Here is a 17,932-nt window from a genome sequence, read left to right as displayed (position 1 = left end):
CGATCGGCCGGCATTGGCCGCGGCGCGAGGTTTCAGGTTGTCGGCGCAAGCGGCAGATGGGTGCGGGCGCACAGCCCGCGCGGCTGGACCGGCGCCAGCGTCACGCGCCCACCCTGGCGCTCCACGATCTCCTTCACGATCGGCAGGCCCAGGCCGCAGCCGTTGCCCTGGTCGGTGGCGCGCACGAAGCGCTCGAAGACGCGTGGCAGGTCCTCGGGCGCGATGCCCGGGCCGTCGTCGGTGACGCTCAGCACGGCCTCGTCGCCCTCGCGCTGAACATCCACCGTCACGACCGCGCCACGTCCGGCGTAGCGCAGGGCGTTGTCGATCAGGTTGCTGAGGGCCTCGCGCAGCAGCCAGGCATGGCCGACGACGATGAGAGGTGACGCCGCGGCGGGCGCGGCGATTGCGGCGGAGTCCATCGTTTCGTCGGCATTGGCATCGCCATTGCCGGCGGCGTCGGAAGCATTTGCCGCGATCTCATCCACCGGGCTTCCTTCTTCCTCCACGGGCGCAAAGCCCAGGTCGATGCCCTCGCGCAGCGCCCGCGGCACCAGCGTGGCGGTGAGCTCCTGCGCCAGCGCCCGCAGGTCCACCGGCGAGCCCCGGGCTGCGGCGGTGTCGGGCTCGGCGCGCGCCAGGGTGAGCAGCTGGTTGACCAGGTGCGCGCTGCGGTCGGCGCTCTCGTGCACGCGGCGCAGGCGCTCGCGCTGGGCCTCGTCGCCGGCCAGGGCCAGCGCCACTTCGGCCTGCGACTTGAGGCCGGCCAGCGGCGTGCGCATCTGGTGCGCGGCATCGCTGATGAAGCGCTTCTGCTGCGCCAGGTTGTGCTGGACTGCGGCCAGCAGGCCGTTGACTGCCATCACCAGCGCGCGCACCTCGCCCGGCGCGGCGTCGAGGCGGATCGGGGCGAGGTCGGTGGGCGCGCGGCCTTCCACTTCGCGGCGCAGGCGCAGCAGCGGCGCCAGGCCGGCACGGATGCCCAGCCAGATCACCGTGGTCATCAGCAGGATCAGGCCGGCCAGGGGCAGCAGCGTGTCCCAAAGGATGCCCCGCGCCAGTTCCTCGCGGCTGGTGCGGCTGCGCGCCACCTGCACCAGCAGCACCGCGTCGGGGTCGTCGCGGCCGCCCTGGCGCAGGAAGAGGGCGGCCACGCGCAGCGGCTGGCGCGTGCCGACCTCGTCGTTGGCGGGCGGCAGCAGCGCATCGTAGAAGTAGGGCTGACCAATGGGCGGCCGGGCCATCACGGCGGCCGGCGGCAGCGGCAGCTGGTGGTTGCCCAGGATGAAGGCGCCGGGCGGCGTGCTGACCATGTAGTGCAGCCGGTCGTCGGGGTCGGCTTCCAGCACGTCCTGCGCGGCGCGAGGAAAGTCGATCAGCAGGCCGTTGTCCAGCGGGCGCAGCTGGCGGGCGAGGGCGCGCGAGGCCTGCAGCAGGCTCGCGTCCACAGCCGCATTGGTGTAGCGCTCCGCCAGCTGGTAGGCCGCCAATCCGCCGGCCAGCCACAACACCAGCTGGGGCAGCAGCAGCCACAGCAGCAGCTGGCGGCGCAGGGTGGGCGCGAAGCGGCCGGGCGCGGGGGAGGGCGACTCAGCCACGCGCGCCCGCAGTCGGCCCCGGCGCCGGGCTTTCGAGCAGGTAGCCCAGCCCGCGCACCGTGCGGATCACCAGGCCCGGCTTCTCCAGCTTGCGCCGCAGCTTGTGCACGTAGACCTCCACGGCATTGCCCACGGCGGCACTGTCGCCCTCGTCGCCCATCCAGGCACGCACGATCTCGTCCTTGGTCACGACCTCGCCAGCGCGCTCGGCCAGCAGTTCCAGCATGGTCCATTCACGGCCGCTCAGCTCGATGGCCTCGCCGCCCACGGTAGCGCGGCGGTTGTCGCGGTCCAGCAGCATTCCGCCGACCTGCAGGCCGCTGCCGCGCGCGCGGGTGCGGCGCAGCAGGGCATGCAGCCGCGCCTCCAGCTCGGGAAAGTCGAAGGGCTTGGTCACATAGTCGTCGGCGCCGGCCTGCAGGCCGCTCACGCGGTCCTCCAGGCTGTCGCGCGCGGTGAGCACGACGATGGGCAGCAGCGGCTGCTCGGTGCGCACCTTGCGCAGCAGGCTCAGGCCGTCCAGCAGTGGTAGGCCCAGGTCGAGGATGGCGAGGTCGAAGGCATGGCGGCCCAGCAGGTATTCGGCCACGGCGCCGTTGGGCGCGTGCTCCACCGCGAAGCCGGCGCCCTTCAGCTGGGCCGCCAGTCCGTCGGCCAGCAGGGCGTCGTCTTCGGCAAGCAGGATGTGCATGGCGACTAGATTAACGAAGCAGGGCCGCTTCGGCCTCGGGTTTAACCTTAGATTAATAAATTAAAGAGACTTTAATAATCCGGCCGCGGCGACGACGCCGACCACTCAACGGCCCCGCGGGGCGACTTAAGGAGACCTGGCCATGCGCAACCATCCGACTGCTTCCATCACCCGCACCGCCGCCGCGGCCGCATTGCTGGCGCTGGCCGGTGCCGCCCAGGCCGGCGAGGTCGAGGTGCTGCACTACTGGACCAGCGGCGGCGAGGCCAAGGCCGCGGCCGCGCTCAAGGCCACGCTGCAGGCCAAGGGCGACACCTGGAAGGACTTCGCGGTGGCCGGCGGGGGTGGCGATTCGGCCATGACGGTGCTGAAGTCACGCGTGGTGTCGGGCAACGCACCCTCGGCCGCCCAGATCAAGGGCCCGGCCATCCAGGAATGGGCGCGAGAAGGCGTGCTGACCAGCATCGACGGCGTGGCCAAGGCCAACAAGTGGGACGCCGCGCTGCCGCCCACCGTGGCCGCCATCATGAAATACAAGGGCAACTACGTGGCCGCGCCGGTCAACGTGCACCGCGTGAACTGGCTGTGGATCAATCCCGAGGCGCTGAAGAAGGCGAAGGCCAAGGCGCCCACCACCTGGGACGAGTTCTTCGCCACCGCCGACGCGCTGCAGAAGGCCGGCATCACGCCCGTGGCCCACGGCGGACAGCCCTGGCAGGACTTCACCACCTTCGAGACGGTGGTGCTGGGCGTGGGCGGCGCCGACTTCTACCGCAAGGCGCTGGTGCAACTGGACCAGGAGGCGCTCAAGAGCCCCACCATGATCAAGGCCGCCGAGACCTTCAAGCGCATCAAGCCGTACACCGACAAGGCCGCATCCGGCCGCGACTGGAACCTGGCCACCGCGATGGTCATCAAGGGGGAGGCCGGCATGCAGTTCATGGGCGACTGGGCCAAGGGCGAATTCGTGGCCGCGGGCAAGAAGCCGGGCACCGACTTCCTGTGCATGGCCGCGCCGGGCACCGCGCAGGCCTTCACCTTCAACATCGATTCCTTCGCCATGTTCAAGGTCAAGGGCGACGACCGCATCAAGGCCCAGAACGACCTGGCCGAGGCCATCATGTCACCGGCCTTCCAGGAGACCTTCAGCCTGGCCAAGGGCTCGATCCCGGTGCGGCTGGACGTGCCCATGGACAAGTTCGACGACTGCGCCAAGCTCTCGGCCAAGGACTTCGCGGCCACCGCCAAGTCGGGCGCCCTGGTGCCCAGCGCGGCGCACAGCATGGCGGTGCCCTCGGCCGTAGAAGGCGCCTTGAAGGACGCCGTGAGCCAGTACTGGAACAGCGACAAGATGAGCGCGCAGGACGCCGTTGCCAAGATCGCGGCCGCGGCCAAGGCCCGCTGAGAGGCATCCGCACGCCTGAATGAAGGGCAAGGCCTCCGGGCGCCGCGCGCGCCGGGGCCTGCCGCGCAATCGACCGACCAGGGAGCCCCCATGTCCGCGCCTTCCCGCCTGCCCACGCCCTGGCTGCCCAAGCTGGTCATCGCGCCCAGCTTTGTGCTGGCTTTCCTGTTCATCTACGGGCTGATCGCCTGGAACGGCTACCTGTCGGTGTCGGAGTCGCGGCTGCTGCCCAACTACGACTTCGCCGGGCTGGACCACTACCTCACGCTGTGGGAGAACGAACGCTTCCGTGTCGCGATGACGAACATGCTGATCTTCGGCGTGCTCTTCATCGGCGGCAGCACTTTGCTGGGCCTTCTGCTGGCCATCCTGCTCGACCAGAAGATCCGCGCCGAGGGCGTGCTGCGCACGGTATACCTGTACCCCATGGCCATCTCGGCCATCGTCACCGGCACGGCCTGGAAGTGGATGCTCAACCCCGGCATGGGGCTGGAGCACCTGATGCAGTCCTGGGGCTTCGCCGGCTTCAGCTTCGACTGGCTGGTCGACCCCGACCGCGCCATCTACTGCGTGGTGATCGCAGGTGTGTGGCAGAGCGCAGGCTTCGTCATGGCGCTCTTCCTGGCGGCGCTGCGCGGCATCGACGACGCCATCATCAAGGCGGCGCAGGTGGACGGTGCCAGCCTGCCGCGCATCTACTGGCGCATCATCATCCCCAGCCTGCGGCCGGTGTTCTTCAGCACCGTGCTGGTGGTGAGCCACCTGGCCATCAAGAGCTTCGACCTGGTGATGGCGCTCACTGCGGGCGGCCCGGGCTTCGCCACCGACCTGCCGGCCACCTTCATGTACGCCATGGCCTTCACCCGCGGGCAGATCGGCCTGGGCGCGGCCAGCGCCACCGTCATGCTGGCCACCGTGGCGGCGGTGGTGGTGCCGTACCTGTACTCCGAACTGCGGACCAAGAAGGGCTGAGGACACACCCATGCGCGTCGTTCACCGCACCATCCTCTGGGCGCTGCTGCTGCTCTTCGCGGCCTACTTCCTGGCGCCGCTGTACGTGATGCTGGTCACCTCCTTCAAGGACATGGACCAGGTGCGGGCCACCAGCATGGTGGCGCTGCCCACGCATCCCACCTTCGAGGCGTGGACCAAGGCCTGGAGCTCCGCCTGCACCGGCACCGACTGCCGCGGCCTGCAGCCCTTCTTCATGAACTCGGTGCTGATGGTGGTGCCGGCCGTGGCCCTCTCCACGCTGCTGGGCGCGCTCAACGGCTACGTGCTGGCGCAGTGGCGCTTCCGCGGCAGCGAGACGATGTTCGCGCTGATGCTCTTCGGCGTGTTCATGCCCATGCAGGTGGTGCTGCTGCCCATGAGCCAGGTGCTGGGCTGGCTGGGCATCGCCAGCTCCATCTGGGGGCTGATCCTCATGCACCTGCTGGCCGGGCTGCCCACCACCACGCTGTTCTTCCGCAACTACTACGTGGGCCTGCCGCCCGAGCTGGTCAAGGCGGCCATGCTCGACGGTGCCAGCTTCTGGCAGATATTCCGGCGCATCGTTCTGCCGCTGTCGGTGCCCATCCTGGTGGTGACGGTCATCTGGCAGTTCACGGCGATCTGGAACGACTTCCTCTACGGCGTGGTGTTCTCCGGCGCCGACAGCAAGCCGGTGACGGTGGGCCTGAACAACCTGGCCAACACCACCAGCTCGGTCAAGGAATACAACGTGGACATGGCCGCGGCGCTGATCGCTGCGCTGCCGACGCTCTTCGTCTACGTGGTGGCAGGCAAGTATTTTGTGCGCGGGCTGACGGCCGGCGCGGTGAAGGGATGAACACCATGGGCGCACTCGGCATCCGCCAACTGCACAAGACCTACGCGGGCAACACGCACATCCTCAAGGGCATCGACCTGGAGATCGAGGCCGGCGAGTTCCTGATCCTGGTTGGCCCTTCGGGCTGCGGCAAGTCCACGCTGCTGTCGATCATCGCGGGCCTGGACGCGCCGACCTCGGGCTCGGTCCACATCGGCGAGCGCGAGGTCACGAACCTGCCCAGCAAGGACCGCGACATCGCCATGGTGTTCCAAAGCTATGCGCTGTACCCCAACATGACGGTGGCGCAGAACATCGCCTTCGGCCTGGAGTTGCGCAAGGTGCCCAAGGCCGAGCGCGAGGCCACCGTACAGCGCGTGGCGCAGATGCTGCAGCTGGAGGCGCTGCTGGGCCGCAAGCCCGGCCAGCTCTCGGGCGGCCAGCGCCAGCGCGTCGCCATGGGCCGGGCGCTGGCGCGCGACCCGGCGCTCTTCCTCTTCGACGAGCCGCTGTCCAACCTGGACGCCAAGCTGCGGGTGGAGATGCGGGCCGAGATCAAGCGTCTGCACCAGCGCACGAAGACCACCACCGTCTACGTCACGCACGACCAGGTCGAGGCCATGACGCTGGGCGACCGCATCGCGGTGATGAAGGACGGCATCGTGCAGCAGTTCGGCACGCCCGAGCAGATCTACGGCAGCCCGGCCAATCGCTTCGTGGCGGAGTTCATCGGCTCGCCCGCTATGAACTTCATCGATGCCGCGACGGGCGCCGAAGGCGGGGTGGAGGCGGGCGGGCTGGTCATGCCCTGCGACCCGTCGCGCCACCCGGCGCTGGCAACGCAGCCGGCCGGCACGCGGCTGCTCTATGGCCTGCGGCCCGAGAACGTCGTCTTCGCCGATGCCGGCCTGGAGGGCGTGCTGGAGCTGATCGAGCCGACCGGTCCCGAGACCTATGCCGAGGTGGCCACGCCGCTGGGACTGCTGACGGTGCGCGTGCCCGGCACGCTGCGCGCCCGCGTGGGCGAGGCGGTGCACCTGCAATGGGGCGCGGAAAGCGTGCACCTGTTCGACGCCGAGGGCGCGCGACGGCTCTGAGGCGGCGGCTGCGGCGGGCAGGGAAGGGCGCCGCCTCCAGCCCTGTCCGTCATCTGGCTGGACAGGCTTGCCGCTGGCGCCTGGCCCCGGTCTGGCCCAATGCCCGTGACAGCCCGGGGCCGCAGCCGGGTCGACGGGCAGCCTCGTGCCCAAGCCGGGAGAATGCGCCGCCTATGTCTTCGTCTCCCCGGTTCCTCCGCATCGCCGTCGTCCTCGGCCTGCTCTCGGCCATCGGCCCCTTCGCCATCGACATGTACCTCCCGGCGCTGCCGGCCATCGGCCAACAGCTGGGCACCGACTTCGGCACTGCGCAGCTGAGCCTGACGGTGTTCTTCATCTCCATCGGCATCGGCCAGTTGCTCTACGGCCCGGTGTCGGACATGGTGGGCCGGCGGCCGCCCATGTTCTTCGGCATGGCGCTGTTCGCGCTGGCCAGCGTGGGCTGCGCGCTGGCCACCGACATCCACACGCTGATCGTGCTGCGCTTCGTCCAGGGCCTGGGCGCGGCGGCGGGCATGGCGATCCCGCGCGCCGTGGTGCGCGACCTGCACACCGGGCCCGATGCGGCGCGGCTGATGTCGCTGCTGATGCTGGTGTTCAGCGTCTCGCCCATCCTGGCGCCTCTGGCCGGCAGCGGCGTGATCGCGGTGGCGGGCTGGCGTGCCGTCTTCTGGGCCATCGCCGTGGCTGCGGTGGCCGGGCTGGCGCTGCTGGCCTTCAGCCTGGAAGAAACGCGGCCGCCCTCGGCCCGCGTGGAAAGCAGCCTGGGCAGCGCCCTGCGCGCCTACGGCCGGCTGCTGCTGGACGCGCACTTCCTCGGCCTGGTCTTCATCGGCGGCTTCGCGATGATGGGCTTCTTCATCTACCTGTCGACGTCCTCTTTCGTGATGATCGGCCACTACGGCCTCACGCCCACGCAGTACAGCATCGCCTTCGGCGTGAACGCGGCGGCCTTTTTCGGCGCGGCGCAGCTCAACGGCCGGCTGTCGGCCCGCTTCGGCCTGGTGCCGCTGGTGCGCGTGGGCGTCGTGGGCGCCAGCGTCGCCATCAGCCTGATGCTGGCCCACTACCTGACGGGGGGCGATTCGCTGGCCGTGCTCATCGGCCTGTACTTCGTGGCCAGCGCCTTCATGGGGCTGGTGATTCCGACCACCGCGGTGCTGGCGCTGGAGAACCACGGCGCCATCGCCGGCACGGCGGCGGCCCTGATGGGTACCTTGCAGATGCTGGGCGGCGCGGTGGGCATGGCGGTGGTCAGCCTGTTCAACGACGGCCGGCCGCTGCCGATGGTGCTGGGCATGGCGGCGGGGCTGTACCTGTCGCTGACGCTCACGCTGGTGACGCTGGGCGTGCGCGGCCGACGGCTGCCATCGCCGGCTTGATCGCCTGAACCGGAGCCTGGGATGACCGGCCTCGTCGTCTTCGACACCGCCATCGGCCATTGCGGCCTGGCCTGGGGCGAGGCCGGCCTGCGCAGCGTGCTGCTGCCCGAGGTCGACGGCAGCGTCAGCGGCGTGCGGGCCCACCTGCTGCGGCGCTGCCCGGACGCGTCGTATGCCGTGCCGCCCCCCGACTGGGTGTTGAAGGCCATCGACGGCATCCGCGCCCTGCTGGCGGGCGAGCCGCGCGACCTGTGCGAGCTGCCGCTGGACGAGCGCGGCGTGCCGGATTTCCACCGTCGCGTCTATGCGCTGGCGCGACAGATCCCGCCTGGCCAGACCCGCACCTACGGCGAACTGGCCGAGGCGCTGGGCGGCAAGGGCAGGGCGCGGGCGGTGGGCCAGGCCCTGGGCCACAACCCCTTCGCGCCGGTCGTGCCCTGCCACCGCATCCTGGGCGCGGACGGCCGGCCGGGCGGCTTCTCGGCGCCCGGCGGGGCGCTGCTCAAGCTGCGGATGCTGGCCATCGAGGGTGCCCGGCCCTCGGGCAGCGAGCCGCTCTTCGACGAACGCTGAGCTTCCTGCATTGCCGAGCGCGCACCACCCCGGCGCGCACTCGGCCATCGACCCGCGGGCGCGCACCGTGGCGGCGCGCGGCGCAGAATCGCCGGATGCCGACGCCCTCCCTTTGCCCGCCGCCTGACATCGTCTCCACGCATCCCGATCTGGCGGCACGGAGCGGCGCATGACCCCGGCGGCGACCGAGGGCCCGGCCTACGACGGCCTGCCGCAACCGCAGCGCGGCCGCGCGATGGCCGTGATCATCGTGGCCATGATCGTGTCGGTGCTCGACGGCACCATCCTCAATCTGGCGCTGCCTGGCATCGCCCGGTCGCTCAACGCCAGCCCGGCCCATGCGGTGTGGGTGGTCAACGCCTACCAGATCGCCACGCTGGTGCTGCTGCTGCCGCTGGCGCGGCTGGGCGAGCAGATCGGCTTCCGCCGCGTCTATATGGCTGGCATGGCGCTCTTCACGGTGGCCTCGCTGGGCGCGCTGATGTCCAGTAGCCTGGGCTGGCTGATTGCGGCGCGCGCCGTCCAGGGGGTGGGTGCGGCCGGGCTGATGAGCGTGAACGCGGCGCTGGTGCGCCTGACCTATCCGCGCAGCCAGCTCGGCAAGGGCATGGCCATCAACTCGATGGTGGTGGCGGCCTCGTCGGTGGCCGGCCCGTCGGTGGCGGCCGCGGTGCTGGCGGTGGCCGATTGGCCCTGGCTCTTCGCCATCAACATCCCGCTGGGCGTGGCGGTGCTGTGGCTGGGCTGGCGGGCGCTGCCGGCCAACGTCGGCCCGGCGCTGGGCGACCGCATGCGGGTGCTTGACGTGCTGCTCAACATCGGCATGTTCTCCCTCTTCTTCCTGGGGGTGGACCGCCTGGGCGTGCAGGACGGCCAGACGGGCGGGCGCCTCGACGGCTGGCTGTGGCTGGCTGGCGGCCTGCTGCTCGGCGCGGTCTACATCCGGCGCCAGTGGTCGATGCGGGTGCCGCTGTTCCCGGTGGACCTGCTGCGCATTCCGGTCTTCGCGCTGTCCATGGGCACCTCCGTCAGTGCCTTCGCGGCGCAGATGCTGGCCTACATCGCGCTGCCCTTCCTGCTGCTCGACGCCTTCGGCCGCACGCATGTGCAGGCCGGCCTGCTGCTGACCGCGTGGCCGCTGGCCATCGTGGCCACCGCGCCCATCGCGGGCCGCCTGATCGGGCGCGTGCCCGACGGGCTGCTGGGCGGCATCGGCCTGGGCCTGCTGGCCGTCGGCCTGTCGCTGCTGGCCCTGCTGCCCGATGCGCCCACCAACGGCGACATCGCCTGGCGCATGGCCCTGTGCGGCGTGGGTTTCGGGCTCTTCCAATCGCCCAACAACCACACCATCGTGACTGCGCCGCCGCCGCACCGCAGTGGCGCCGCCAGCGGCATGCTGGGTACGGCGCGTCTGACGGGGCAGACCGTGGGCGCGGTGGTGCTCGCCACCATCTTCAGCGTGTGGGACCCGCACCTGCGCATGGGCCCCGAGGTGGCGCTGGGCGTGGCGGCCGCCTTCGCGGCGGTGTCGGGCGTGTGCAGTTCGCTGCGGCTGAAGACGGCCAGCGGGCACGCCGCGGCCTGACAAGGGAGCCGGCCGGGACACATGAGCGGGTGGCCGGAAGACCTGGCCATCCGCGACTGCGTTCTCAGACCATCCGCCGGATCTTCTTGTGCCGCCACACGCCGCGGTAGTACGCCGTCTGCATCAGCAGCATGGCGCAGAAGCCCAGGGGGTAGGCCATCCAGATGCCCTTGAGCCCGAAGCGGTGGCTCATCCACCAGGCGGCGGGCACCTCCACCAGCAGCACGGCGCCGATGGTGATGGCCGTCGGCACCAGCACCGAGCCGCTGGCGCGCATCACGCCCGCCAGGGCCGAGCCCATGCCGAAGACCACCAGGCTCCACAGCATGATGTGCAGCAGCTGCTGCGCCACCTCGATCACCGCCGGGTCGGTGATGAACAGGCCCATCAACGGCCGCGAGGCCAGGTAGGCCAGCAGCACCAGCCCGCCGGTCAGCGCCAGGTTCATGCCCAGCGCCGTGGCCGTGATGCGGCCCAGCTGATCGGCCTTGCCGGCGCCGATGGCCTGCGCCCCCAGCACCGAGGCCGTGATGGCGATGGAGATGGCCGGGAACTGCACATAGGCGATGACCTGGTTGACCGCGCCATAGGCCGCCGTCGCGGCCGAGCCGAAGCCGTTGACCAGCGACAGCAGCACCACCGCCGCCAGCGAGACCACGATCATCTGCACGCCCGTGGGCACGCCCACCTTGAGCACCGCGCGCAGCAACTGCCAGTCGATGCGCAGGTGCCGCAGCAGGACCCGGTTGGGCGCCAGCGGGCTGCCGCGTCGGCGCAGGTGCAGGCCCATCCACAGGCTGGCGAGCACGAAGCCCACCACCGTGGCCCAGGCCGCGCTCGCCACACCCAGCTGCGGCAGGCCCAGCCAGCCGCGGATCAGGGCGGGGGTGAGCAGCAGGCCGGTGGCCGTGGAAATGGCCAGCGTGTAGAGGGGCGTCATGGTGTCGCCCACGCCGCGCAGCATGGCCGTGGAAAGCAGGTAGACGAACAGCCCCGGCATCGCGATCAGGATGATGCGGGCATAGGCGGTGGCGTCGGGCAGGATGTCCGGCGGCGTGCCCAGCGCATGCAGCAGCGGTCGCGTGAACAGCCCGCCGAACACCGCCACCAGCAGCCCGAACACCAGCACCACCGACAGCGCGGTGCCCGCCACGGCCCGTGCCCGCTCGGGCTCGGCCGCGCCCCAGGCTTGGCCGATCAGCACCGAGGCGCCCGCGCCCAGGCCGATGGTGAAGGCGATGAAGAAGAACATCACCGGGAAGAAGCCCGAGACGGCGGCAAGCGCATGCACGCCCAGCATCTGCCCCAGGTAGATGTTGTTGATCGTGCCCGATGCCGACTGCAGCACGTTGGACAGCAGCATGGGCAGCAGGAAGAAGAGGAAGGTCTTCCAGAGCGGACGGTTGGCGGGAGCGCCCTTCGGAGCGGCCGGGCCCGCGCTCATGCGGTCTGCTCCGGCGTGGTGGCCCAGCTGTTCGCCGACAGGTGGCGGGCGTATCGGGCCACGTCCTCCGGCCAGTCGCGGGTCTGCTCGGCGAAGCGCGCCGGATCGCCGGCGAAGAGGGCGCGCGCGGCTTCCTCGAAGCCGGGCAGGGCGCTCGCGACGGTGCTCAGGAAACGGTAGGTCGATTCGCGCGAGGCGCGCACCGCGTCGCGGTCCGCGTAGACGCGGCGGGCGTCGTCCACCAGGCGGCGCAGCGCCACCGAGGCGCCGCCCGGCTGGCGACTGAGCCATTCCCAGTGCCGCGGCAGCAGCGTGACTTCGCGTGCCACCACGCCAAGCCGCGGCCGGCCCACGCCACGGGCGTGGCGGGTGCTGCCGGCGATGTCGGCCTCCGCGGGGCAGGGCGTGCCGCAGCCGGGGGCCGCCTCCAGCTCCACCCGCTCGCCGCTGTGGTCGTCGAACACGATGGCGGGCGGGTTGTCCTGACGGCGGCGCAATTCGGCGAGCACCGACTCGCGCGGACCGTGGGCGATCTGCTGGTAGCCGAGAAAAGCCGTCAGCTGCGGCGCACTGGGAGCATCCATGATGCGTCGAATATTACCCGGCTGAAATCGAGTATGCAATGTGCCCGGGTAAAAATAGGGCGAGCCACCGTCCTACAGCAGGACTGGCCGGCGGATGCCGTGGGCTGGTGCGCCTGCCGCCCCGCTGACTTCACGGCGTGTTGGCAGAATGCCCGCCGATGAATGTGGTGCCCGACGTGACGGTATGCGAAGGATGCGACGCGGTGTTCCGCGCGCCGCGGCTTCGTCCCCGGGAGATCGCGCACTGCCCCCGCTGCGGCACCGAGCTGGCGCGTCACCCTGGCCAGCAGCGCGAGCGCCTGCTGCCGCTGACGCTGGCCAGCCTCATCCTCTTCGCCATCGCCAATCTCTTTCCCATCGTCGAGATCGAACTCCAGGGCCGTACGAGCCAGACCACGCTGGCCGGTGCGGTGGTGGTGCTGGCCGGAGAAGGCATGTCGCCCGTCGCATTGCTGGTGCTGGCGACGACGCTGATCTTTCCGCTGGCGCAGTTGTGCATCCTGTTCTATCTGCAGGTTGCGCCGCGGGTGTGGAAGGCCGGGCAGGCCGATGGCGATGCGGCGGCTGCGCCATCGCAGCGCCCCCCCGGCTTTGCCGTGCTGGTGAGGGCACTGCAGTCGCTGCGGCCCTGGGGCATGGTCGAGGTCTTCCTGCTCGGTGTGCTGGTGGCCATCGTCAAGCTCTTCGGCATGGCGACGGTGGTGCTCGGCCCCGCGCTGTGGGCCTTCGTCGGCCTGACGGTGCTGCTGACCACGCTGTTGTCCTTCGATCCGCGCAGCTTCTGGGAAATGGCCTTCGAGCGCGAAGCCGCCGCCGGGGGCGCGCCTTGAGGAGCCGGACCCGCGCCACGCGCGAGCGCCTGGCGCGGCTCGCGGGCCAGGCCACGCCGCACCTGCCGGTGGAAGAGGGCGGCGGCGCGATCGTCACCGCGCACGACGCCTGCCTGCTGGACTGCCACCGCTGCGGCACCGTGTGGGAAGGCGCCCAGCCGGGTGAGCACTGCGGCCGCTGCGGCACACGCCTGCGCGCCCGCAAGCCCGACAGCCTGCGGCGCACCTGGGCGTACCTGCTTGCCGCGGTGGTGCTGTACCTGCCCGCCAACCTGCTGCCCGTGATGATCACCAAGAGCCTGCTCGGCACGCAGCAGGACACCATCCTGAGCGGGATCATCTTCTTCTGGATCTCGGGCTCCTACGGGCTCGCGGCGCTGATCTTCACGGCCAGCTTCCTGGTGCCGCTGTTCAAGCTGGCGGCGCTGGCCGTGCTGGTGATTACCACGCAGCGCCGCAGCCGCTGGCGCCAGCGCGAGCGCGCGCGGCTCTACCAGGTGCTGGAGTTCATCGGCCGCTGGTCGATGCTCGACGTGTTCGTGGTCTCGCTGCTGGCGGGGCTGGTGCGCATCCAGGGCTTCGCCGTGGTGCAGGCTGGCGTGGGGATTGCTGCCTTCGGTGCCGTGGTTGTGCTGACCATGCTGGCCTCGCTGAGCTTCGACCCGCGGCTGATCTGGGACGCCGGCATGCCCGACGACGAAGAGGCCGCCGATCAGGTCGGCCGAAGTGCGCCCGCGAGGGCATAGGAGAGTGAATGAGTGAACCCGGGCCTCGCGAAGGCCAGACCCCTGCCGATGCCGGCGCGCCCGCCGCGCCGCCTGCGTTGGCACGCCCCCGCGTTGTACGCCGCCGCGACTGGGTGCCCTCGCTGATCTGGCTGATCCCCATCGTCGCGGCGATGGTGGGCATCACGCTGGTGGCCAAGGTGCTCTGGAACCGCGGGCCCGAGATCGTCATCACCTTCAAGACTGCCGAGGGCCTGGAGGCCGGCAAGACGGCCGTGAAATACAAGGACGTGCAGATCGGCACCGTGCACAACATCCGCCTGGCGCGCGACCGCTCGCATGTGCGCGTGACGGTCGAGCTGGACAAGAACGCCGCCGAGGGCTTCACCGCCAAGGACGCGCGCTACTGGGTGGTGCGGCCGCGCTTCGACACCTCGGGCGTCTCGGGCCTGAACACGCTGCTCTCGGGCGCCTATATCGGCGCGGATGCGGGTGCCGAGGAAGAAACCGCCAGCGAGTTCGCCGGCCTGGAGCAGCCGCCGATCATCACGCGCGACGCCAGCGGCCGGCAGTTCCAGCTGCATTCGCGCGATGCGGGTTCGCTCGACATCGGCTCGCCGGTGTACTTCCGACGCGTGCGGGTGGGGCAGGTGGCCTCGGTGGAACTCGATGGCGATGGCCGCGGCGTGGCGCTGCGCGTCTTCATCGATGCGCCCTACGACCGCTTCGTCGGAGCCAACACACGCTTCTGGCATGCCAGCGGCCTGCAGGTGCAGGCGGGCGCCAGCGGATTCGAGGTGCGCACCCAGTCCCTGGCCTCGATCGTGCTGGGCGGCATCGCCTTCGCCGCGCCTGACGACGTGCGCGGCCCGCAGGCCGACGAGAACACGGTCTTCGGTCTGGCCGACGACGAAGCCACGGCCATGAAGCCGCCGGACGGGCCGCCGCAGACGCTGCTGATGTACTTCAACCAGTCGCTGCGCGGCCTGGCGCCCGGCGCGCCGGTGGACTTCCGGGGCGTGATCATTGGCGAGGTCAAGTCCATCGGCGTGCAGTTCGACCGCAATGAGCGGGAGTTCCTGATGCCGGTGGTGGTCACGGTCTACCCCGACCGTCTGCGCCGCTCCGACACGCGCGATGGCAAGCAGGCGCCCTTGCCGGTGGAGCCGCGATTCACGCAGCAGGAGCGCACGCGCTTCCTCATCAGCCGCGGCCTGCGTGCGCAGCTGCGTACCGGCAACCTGCTGACGGGCCAGCTCTATGTGGCGCTGGACTTCTTCCCCAAGGAGAAGCCGGTCAAGGTCGACACCAACCAGGACCCGATCCAGATCCCCACCGTGGCCGGCAGCTTCGACGAGCTGCAGGAGCAGCTGCAGGAGATCGCGACCAAGGTCAACAAGATTCCCTTCCAGGAGATCGCGGGCGACCTGCGCAAGACCCTCGCCACGCTCGACAAGACGCTGGGCAGCGCAGAGGCCACCGTCACGCGCATCAACAACGACGTAACCCCCGAGATCGCCGCCGCCGTCAAGGACGCGCGCAAGACCATCGACGCCGCCACCCGCACGCTGTCGGAGGACGCACCGGTGCAGCAGGACCTGCGCGCGACGCTGCAGGAACTGACGCGCGCGGCCGGCTCGGTGCGCGTGCTGACGGACTACCTGGAGCGCCACCCCGAATCGCTGCTGCGCGGCAAACCCGAGGACAAGAAGCGATGAGCCGCTTTGCAACACGACGCATCGGCGCGACCGCCGCCCTGGCGCTTGCCGTGGCCGTCCTCGGAGGTTGTGCCTCCGAGCCCGACCGCTACTACACGCTGGCAGAGCCGGCCGCGCCCCAGCCGCTGGTGGCGCCGCCGGCCGGCGGCCTGGCCATCGAGATGGCGCCGCTGGCCGTGCCGGAGCGCCTGGCGCGGCCGCAGATGGTGGTGCGCGGCCCGGCCGGCGCCGAAGTGCAGGTGCTGGAGCAGAGCCGCTGGGCGGCCTCCTTCGAGCAGGAACTGCGCGACGCGCTCGCTGCCGGCGTGGCGGCGCGCCTCGGCGCCACCGATGCGACCCGCGGACCGGGCGTGGCCGGAGTCTTGCCCTGGCGGATCGCGGTGCAGGTCCAGCGCTTCGATGCCACGCAGGGCGCGCAGGTCGAGGCGGCCCTGAGCTGGACGGTGCGCCGCGCCGACAGCAGCCAGCGCAGCACCTGCAGCTGGCGCGGCAGCGAAGCGGCGCCGGGCGGCATCGACGGCGTGGCGCAGGCGGGCCAGCGCATCGTGTCCAAGGTGTCCGACGCCATCGCCCGGCACATCGCGGCCCTGCAGGCGGGTCAGCCGGCGGCGTGCCCGGCGGCGCCGGGCTGATCGCCCGGTCTCCCAGGCGCCCATGCGATCAGGCGGCGAGGGAGTGAGACCGTCAGGCGGTCAGGACGTCTCGCCCAGCACCGCGTCCACCAGCGCCTGCACCGACAGCGGGGCGCTGCCCTCGGCCTTGTTGTTGATGGTCACGTAGGCCGTATGGCCGGCGCCGGTGGTGCCCGCGATCACGCGGGCCAGCAGGCCGCGGGTATGCGGATCGGGATCGACCAGGCGGTTGAAGGGCTCGTACAGGCCCTTGGCCTCCTCGTAGCCGTAGGCGCCGTGCAGGCGGTTGAGGTTCCACCGGCAGACCAGCGGGCCGGGCCACAGGGCGCGCAGGAGTGGCAACTGGTCCTCGATGGGCGGCAGCTTCGGATGCAGGCCCAGGCAGTAGGTGGCGCCGCGGGCCTTGAGCACGCGTGCGAAGTCGGGCGTCAGGAACTCGGGGTTGCGCACTTCCACGGCCACCACCGCGTCCGGCGCGGCGGGCTGAAGCGGGGGCAGGGCGGCCAGCATGGCGTCGAGCCGCGCGAGCACCTCGGGCATGTGCGCCAGCATCGTGCCCGGCAGGGGGCTGAGCTGGAAGACCAGCGCACCCAGCTTGGTGCCGAGGCCCTGCAGGGCCGGCTCCACGAAGTCCTGCACCGCCAGTTGGGGGTTGAGGAAGGCCGGGTTGGGGCGTTGGCCCCGGCCATCCTCGGCGCGCACCAGGGCATCGCTGACAGCCGACGGCGCCTTGACCACGAAGCGGAAGTCCTCCGGCACCTGCGCCGCATAGGCGGCGAACTGCGAGGCGGTGAGCGCGCGGTAGAAGTTGCGATCCAGGCTCACGGTGCGCAGCAGCGGATGCTGCGCATAGGCCGCAAGGCCGTGGCGCGACAGCACCGAGCCTTCGTAGTCGCCGTTCCACACCAGGCCTGCCCAGCCCGGGAAATGCCAGGAAGAGCTGCCCAGGCGCAGCAACGGCGGCAGGCGCACGGCCTGATCGCGCAGGCGCTCGTCGACATCGGCCGGCTCCACCTTGGGCATGCCGGCCTTGGCACGGCGCTTGGGCGGGGCCGCCTCGTCCGCGGCTGGCGGCGCGGCGGTTGACCCCACGTCGGCCGGTGCCGGGCGCGGGGGCGCGGGAAGGGGAAGGTCGTCGCCGAAAAGTGAGTCCTGCATGCGAAGAGAGAGGGCGGGTGCGGGGCTCGGGCATGGCAGGCGGGACAATCGCCCGCTTCGCCTTTCAAGGTCCGCCATGTACCTGCCCGCCCATTTTGACGCCGAGGATCCCGCGCTCGCCGAGCAGCTGATGCGCGAGCATCCCTTCGCCAGCCTCGTGACCAACGACGACGACGGCTTTCCCTTCGTCACCCACCTGCCGCTGGTGCTGACCTCGAACGACACGGGCGAGTGGACGCTGCTGGGCCACGTGGCGCGCGCCAATCCGCAGTGGAAGCAGCTGCAGGCGCGGCCCGAGGCGCTGGTGGTCTTCCTGGGGCCGCACGGCTACGTCTCGCCGACGGTCTACCCGGACCGCCAGCGGGTGCCGACCTGGAACTACGTCGCCGTCCATTGCCGCGTGCGCGCCACCCTGCTGCCGGAGGCCGACACGAAGGACGCCCTGCTCAAGCAACTCATCGGCCAGCACGAGCCGCCCTATGCACAGCAATGGCGCGATCTGGGCGAGGACTACCAGCGCCGCATGCTGGCCGGCATCGTCGCCTTCGAGCTGAAGGTCGTCGGCTGGCAATGCAAGCTCAAGCTCAACCAGCATCGGCCCGAAGCCCATGCGGCGATGCGGCGCCTGCATGCCGCGCAGGGCGGCGAGGCCGCGGGGCTGGAGGCCTGGATGGACCGGGCCGGCGTCGGACGCTGATGC

General features: G+C 70.9%; 17 protein-coding genes. 12 read left to right on the top strand and 5 right to left on the bottom strand.

Features of this window, described 5'->3' with window-relative positions:
- Positions 1-32: 32 nt before the first annotated feature.
- Complete coding sequence (locus ACT54X_RS01815) at positions 33-1,598, bottom strand: sensor histidine kinase (RefSeq protein WP_354321474.1); 1,566 nt, start codon at positions 1,596-1,598, stop codon at positions 33-35.
- Positions 1,591-2,289: a response regulator transcription factor gene (locus tag ACT54X_RS01810; RefSeq protein ID WP_294374064.1), complete on the bottom strand. Its 699-nt coding sequence runs from the start codon at positions 2,287-2,289 to the stop codon at positions 1,591-1,593. Before ACT54X_RS01810 ends, ACT54X_RS01815 begins: the two co-directional genes overlap by 8 nt.
- A 142-nt stretch (positions 2,290-2,431) precedes the next feature.
- On the opposite strand from ACT54X_RS01810, the gene ACT54X_RS01805 reads away from it, so the two are divergent.
- From ACT54X_RS01805 to ACT54X_RS01775, 7 genes are all read left to right on the top strand, one after another.
- Complete coding sequence (locus tag ACT54X_RS01805; protein WP_294374061.1) at positions 2,432-3,694, top strand: ABC transporter substrate-binding protein; 1,263 nt, start codon at positions 2,432-2,434, stop codon at positions 3,692-3,694.
- 90 nt (positions 3,695-3,784) lie between these two features.
- A complete protein-coding gene (locus ACT54X_RS01800) occupies positions 3,785-4,666 on the top strand; it encodes a carbohydrate ABC transporter permease (RefSeq protein WP_234192152.1) in 882 nt (293 codons plus the stop codon).
- Positions 4,667-4,676: 10 nt separating this feature from the next.
- Positions 4,677-5,525, top strand: a complete 849-nt coding sequence (locus ACT54X_RS01795; RefSeq protein ID WP_476344667.1) for a carbohydrate ABC transporter permease — start codon at positions 4,677-4,679, stop codon at positions 5,523-5,525.
- A gap of 5 nt (positions 5,526-5,530) precedes the next feature.
- The gene (locus ACT54X_RS01790; RefSeq protein WP_354321477.1) at positions 5,531-6,601 is read left to right on the top strand and encodes an ABC transporter ATP-binding protein; all 1,071 of its coding nucleotides are present in this window, start codon (positions 5,531-5,533) and stop codon (positions 6,599-6,601) included.
- A gap of 173 nt (positions 6,602-6,774) precedes the next feature.
- Positions 6,775-7,983, top strand: coding sequence for a multidrug effflux MFS transporter (locus tag ACT54X_RS01785; RefSeq protein ID WP_294374046.1), 1,209 nt, complete (start codon positions 6,775-6,777; stop codon positions 7,981-7,983).
- Positions 7,984-8,004: 21 nt separating this feature from the next.
- On the top strand, positions 8,005-8,556 hold the full coding sequence (locus ACT54X_RS01780; protein WP_294374043.1) for a methylated-DNA--[protein]-cysteine S-methyltransferase: 552 nt from the start codon (positions 8,005-8,007) through the stop codon (positions 8,554-8,556).
- A gap of 169 nt (positions 8,557-8,725) precedes the next feature.
- Positions 8,726-10,141, top strand: coding sequence for an MFS transporter (locus tag ACT54X_RS01775; RefSeq protein WP_476344664.1), 1,416 nt, complete (start codon positions 8,726-8,728; stop codon positions 10,139-10,141).
- Between the two features lie 64 nt (positions 10,142-10,205).
- Here the strand turns inward: ACT54X_RS01775 and ACT54X_RS01770 are convergent, their stop codons facing one another.
- Together ACT54X_RS01770 and ACT54X_RS01765 are read right to left on the bottom strand one after the other, a co-directional pair.
- The gene (locus ACT54X_RS01770) at positions 10,206-11,585 is read right to left on the bottom strand and encodes an MATE family efflux transporter (protein WP_294374038.1); all 1,380 of its coding nucleotides are present in this window, start codon (positions 11,583-11,585) and stop codon (positions 10,206-10,208) included.
- A complete protein-coding gene (locus ACT54X_RS01765) occupies positions 11,582-12,169 on the bottom strand; it encodes a DUF2239 family protein (protein WP_294374036.1) in 588 nt (195 codons plus the stop codon). The genes ACT54X_RS01770 and ACT54X_RS01765 overlap by 4 nt, the downstream gene beginning before the upstream one ends.
- 158 nt (positions 12,170-12,327) lie before the next feature.
- Between ACT54X_RS01765 and ACT54X_RS01760 the strand changes: the two genes are divergently transcribed.
- From ACT54X_RS01760 to ACT54X_RS01745, 4 genes are all read left to right on the top strand, one after another.
- Positions 12,328-12,999, top strand: coding sequence for a paraquat-inducible protein A (locus ACT54X_RS01760; protein WP_294374033.1), 672 nt, complete (start codon positions 12,328-12,330; stop codon positions 12,997-12,999).
- Between the two features lie 62 nt (positions 13,000-13,061).
- Positions 13,062-13,745, top strand: a complete 684-nt coding sequence (locus ACT54X_RS01755; RefSeq protein WP_476345096.1) for a paraquat-inducible protein A — start codon at positions 13,062-13,064, stop codon at positions 13,743-13,745.
- An 8-nt stretch (positions 13,746-13,753) separates the two neighbouring features.
- A complete protein-coding gene (locus tag ACT54X_RS01750) occupies positions 13,754-15,442 on the top strand; it encodes a PqiB family protein (RefSeq protein WP_294374029.1) in 1,689 nt (562 codons plus the stop codon).
- Positions 15,439-16,074, top strand: coding sequence for a PqiC family protein (locus ACT54X_RS01745; RefSeq protein WP_294374026.1), 636 nt, complete (start codon positions 15,439-15,441; stop codon positions 16,072-16,074). Before ACT54X_RS01750 ends, ACT54X_RS01745 begins: the two co-directional genes overlap by 4 nt.
- Positions 16,075-16,134: 60 nt before the next feature.
- On the opposite strand, the gene ACT54X_RS01740 is transcribed toward ACT54X_RS01745, so the two are convergent.
- On the bottom strand, positions 16,135-17,232 hold the full coding sequence (locus ACT54X_RS01740) for a DUF72 domain-containing protein (RefSeq protein WP_294374024.1): 1,098 nt from the start codon (positions 17,230-17,232) through the stop codon (positions 16,135-16,137).
- A gap of 76 nt (positions 17,233-17,308) precedes the next feature.
- On the opposite strand from ACT54X_RS01740, the gene ACT54X_RS01735 reads away from it, so the two are divergent.
- Positions 17,309-17,929 (top strand): FMN-binding negative transcriptional regulator, encoded by a 621-nt coding sequence (locus ACT54X_RS01735; RefSeq protein ID WP_294374021.1) that lies wholly within the window; start codon positions 17,309-17,311, stop codon positions 17,927-17,929.
- The last annotated feature ends 3 nt before the right edge of the window (positions 17,930-17,932 follow it).

It is taken from the genome of Pseudacidovorax sp. DMC4 (assembly GCF_056314265.1).
This window is presented reverse-complemented; position numbering and strand designations above follow the sequence as displayed.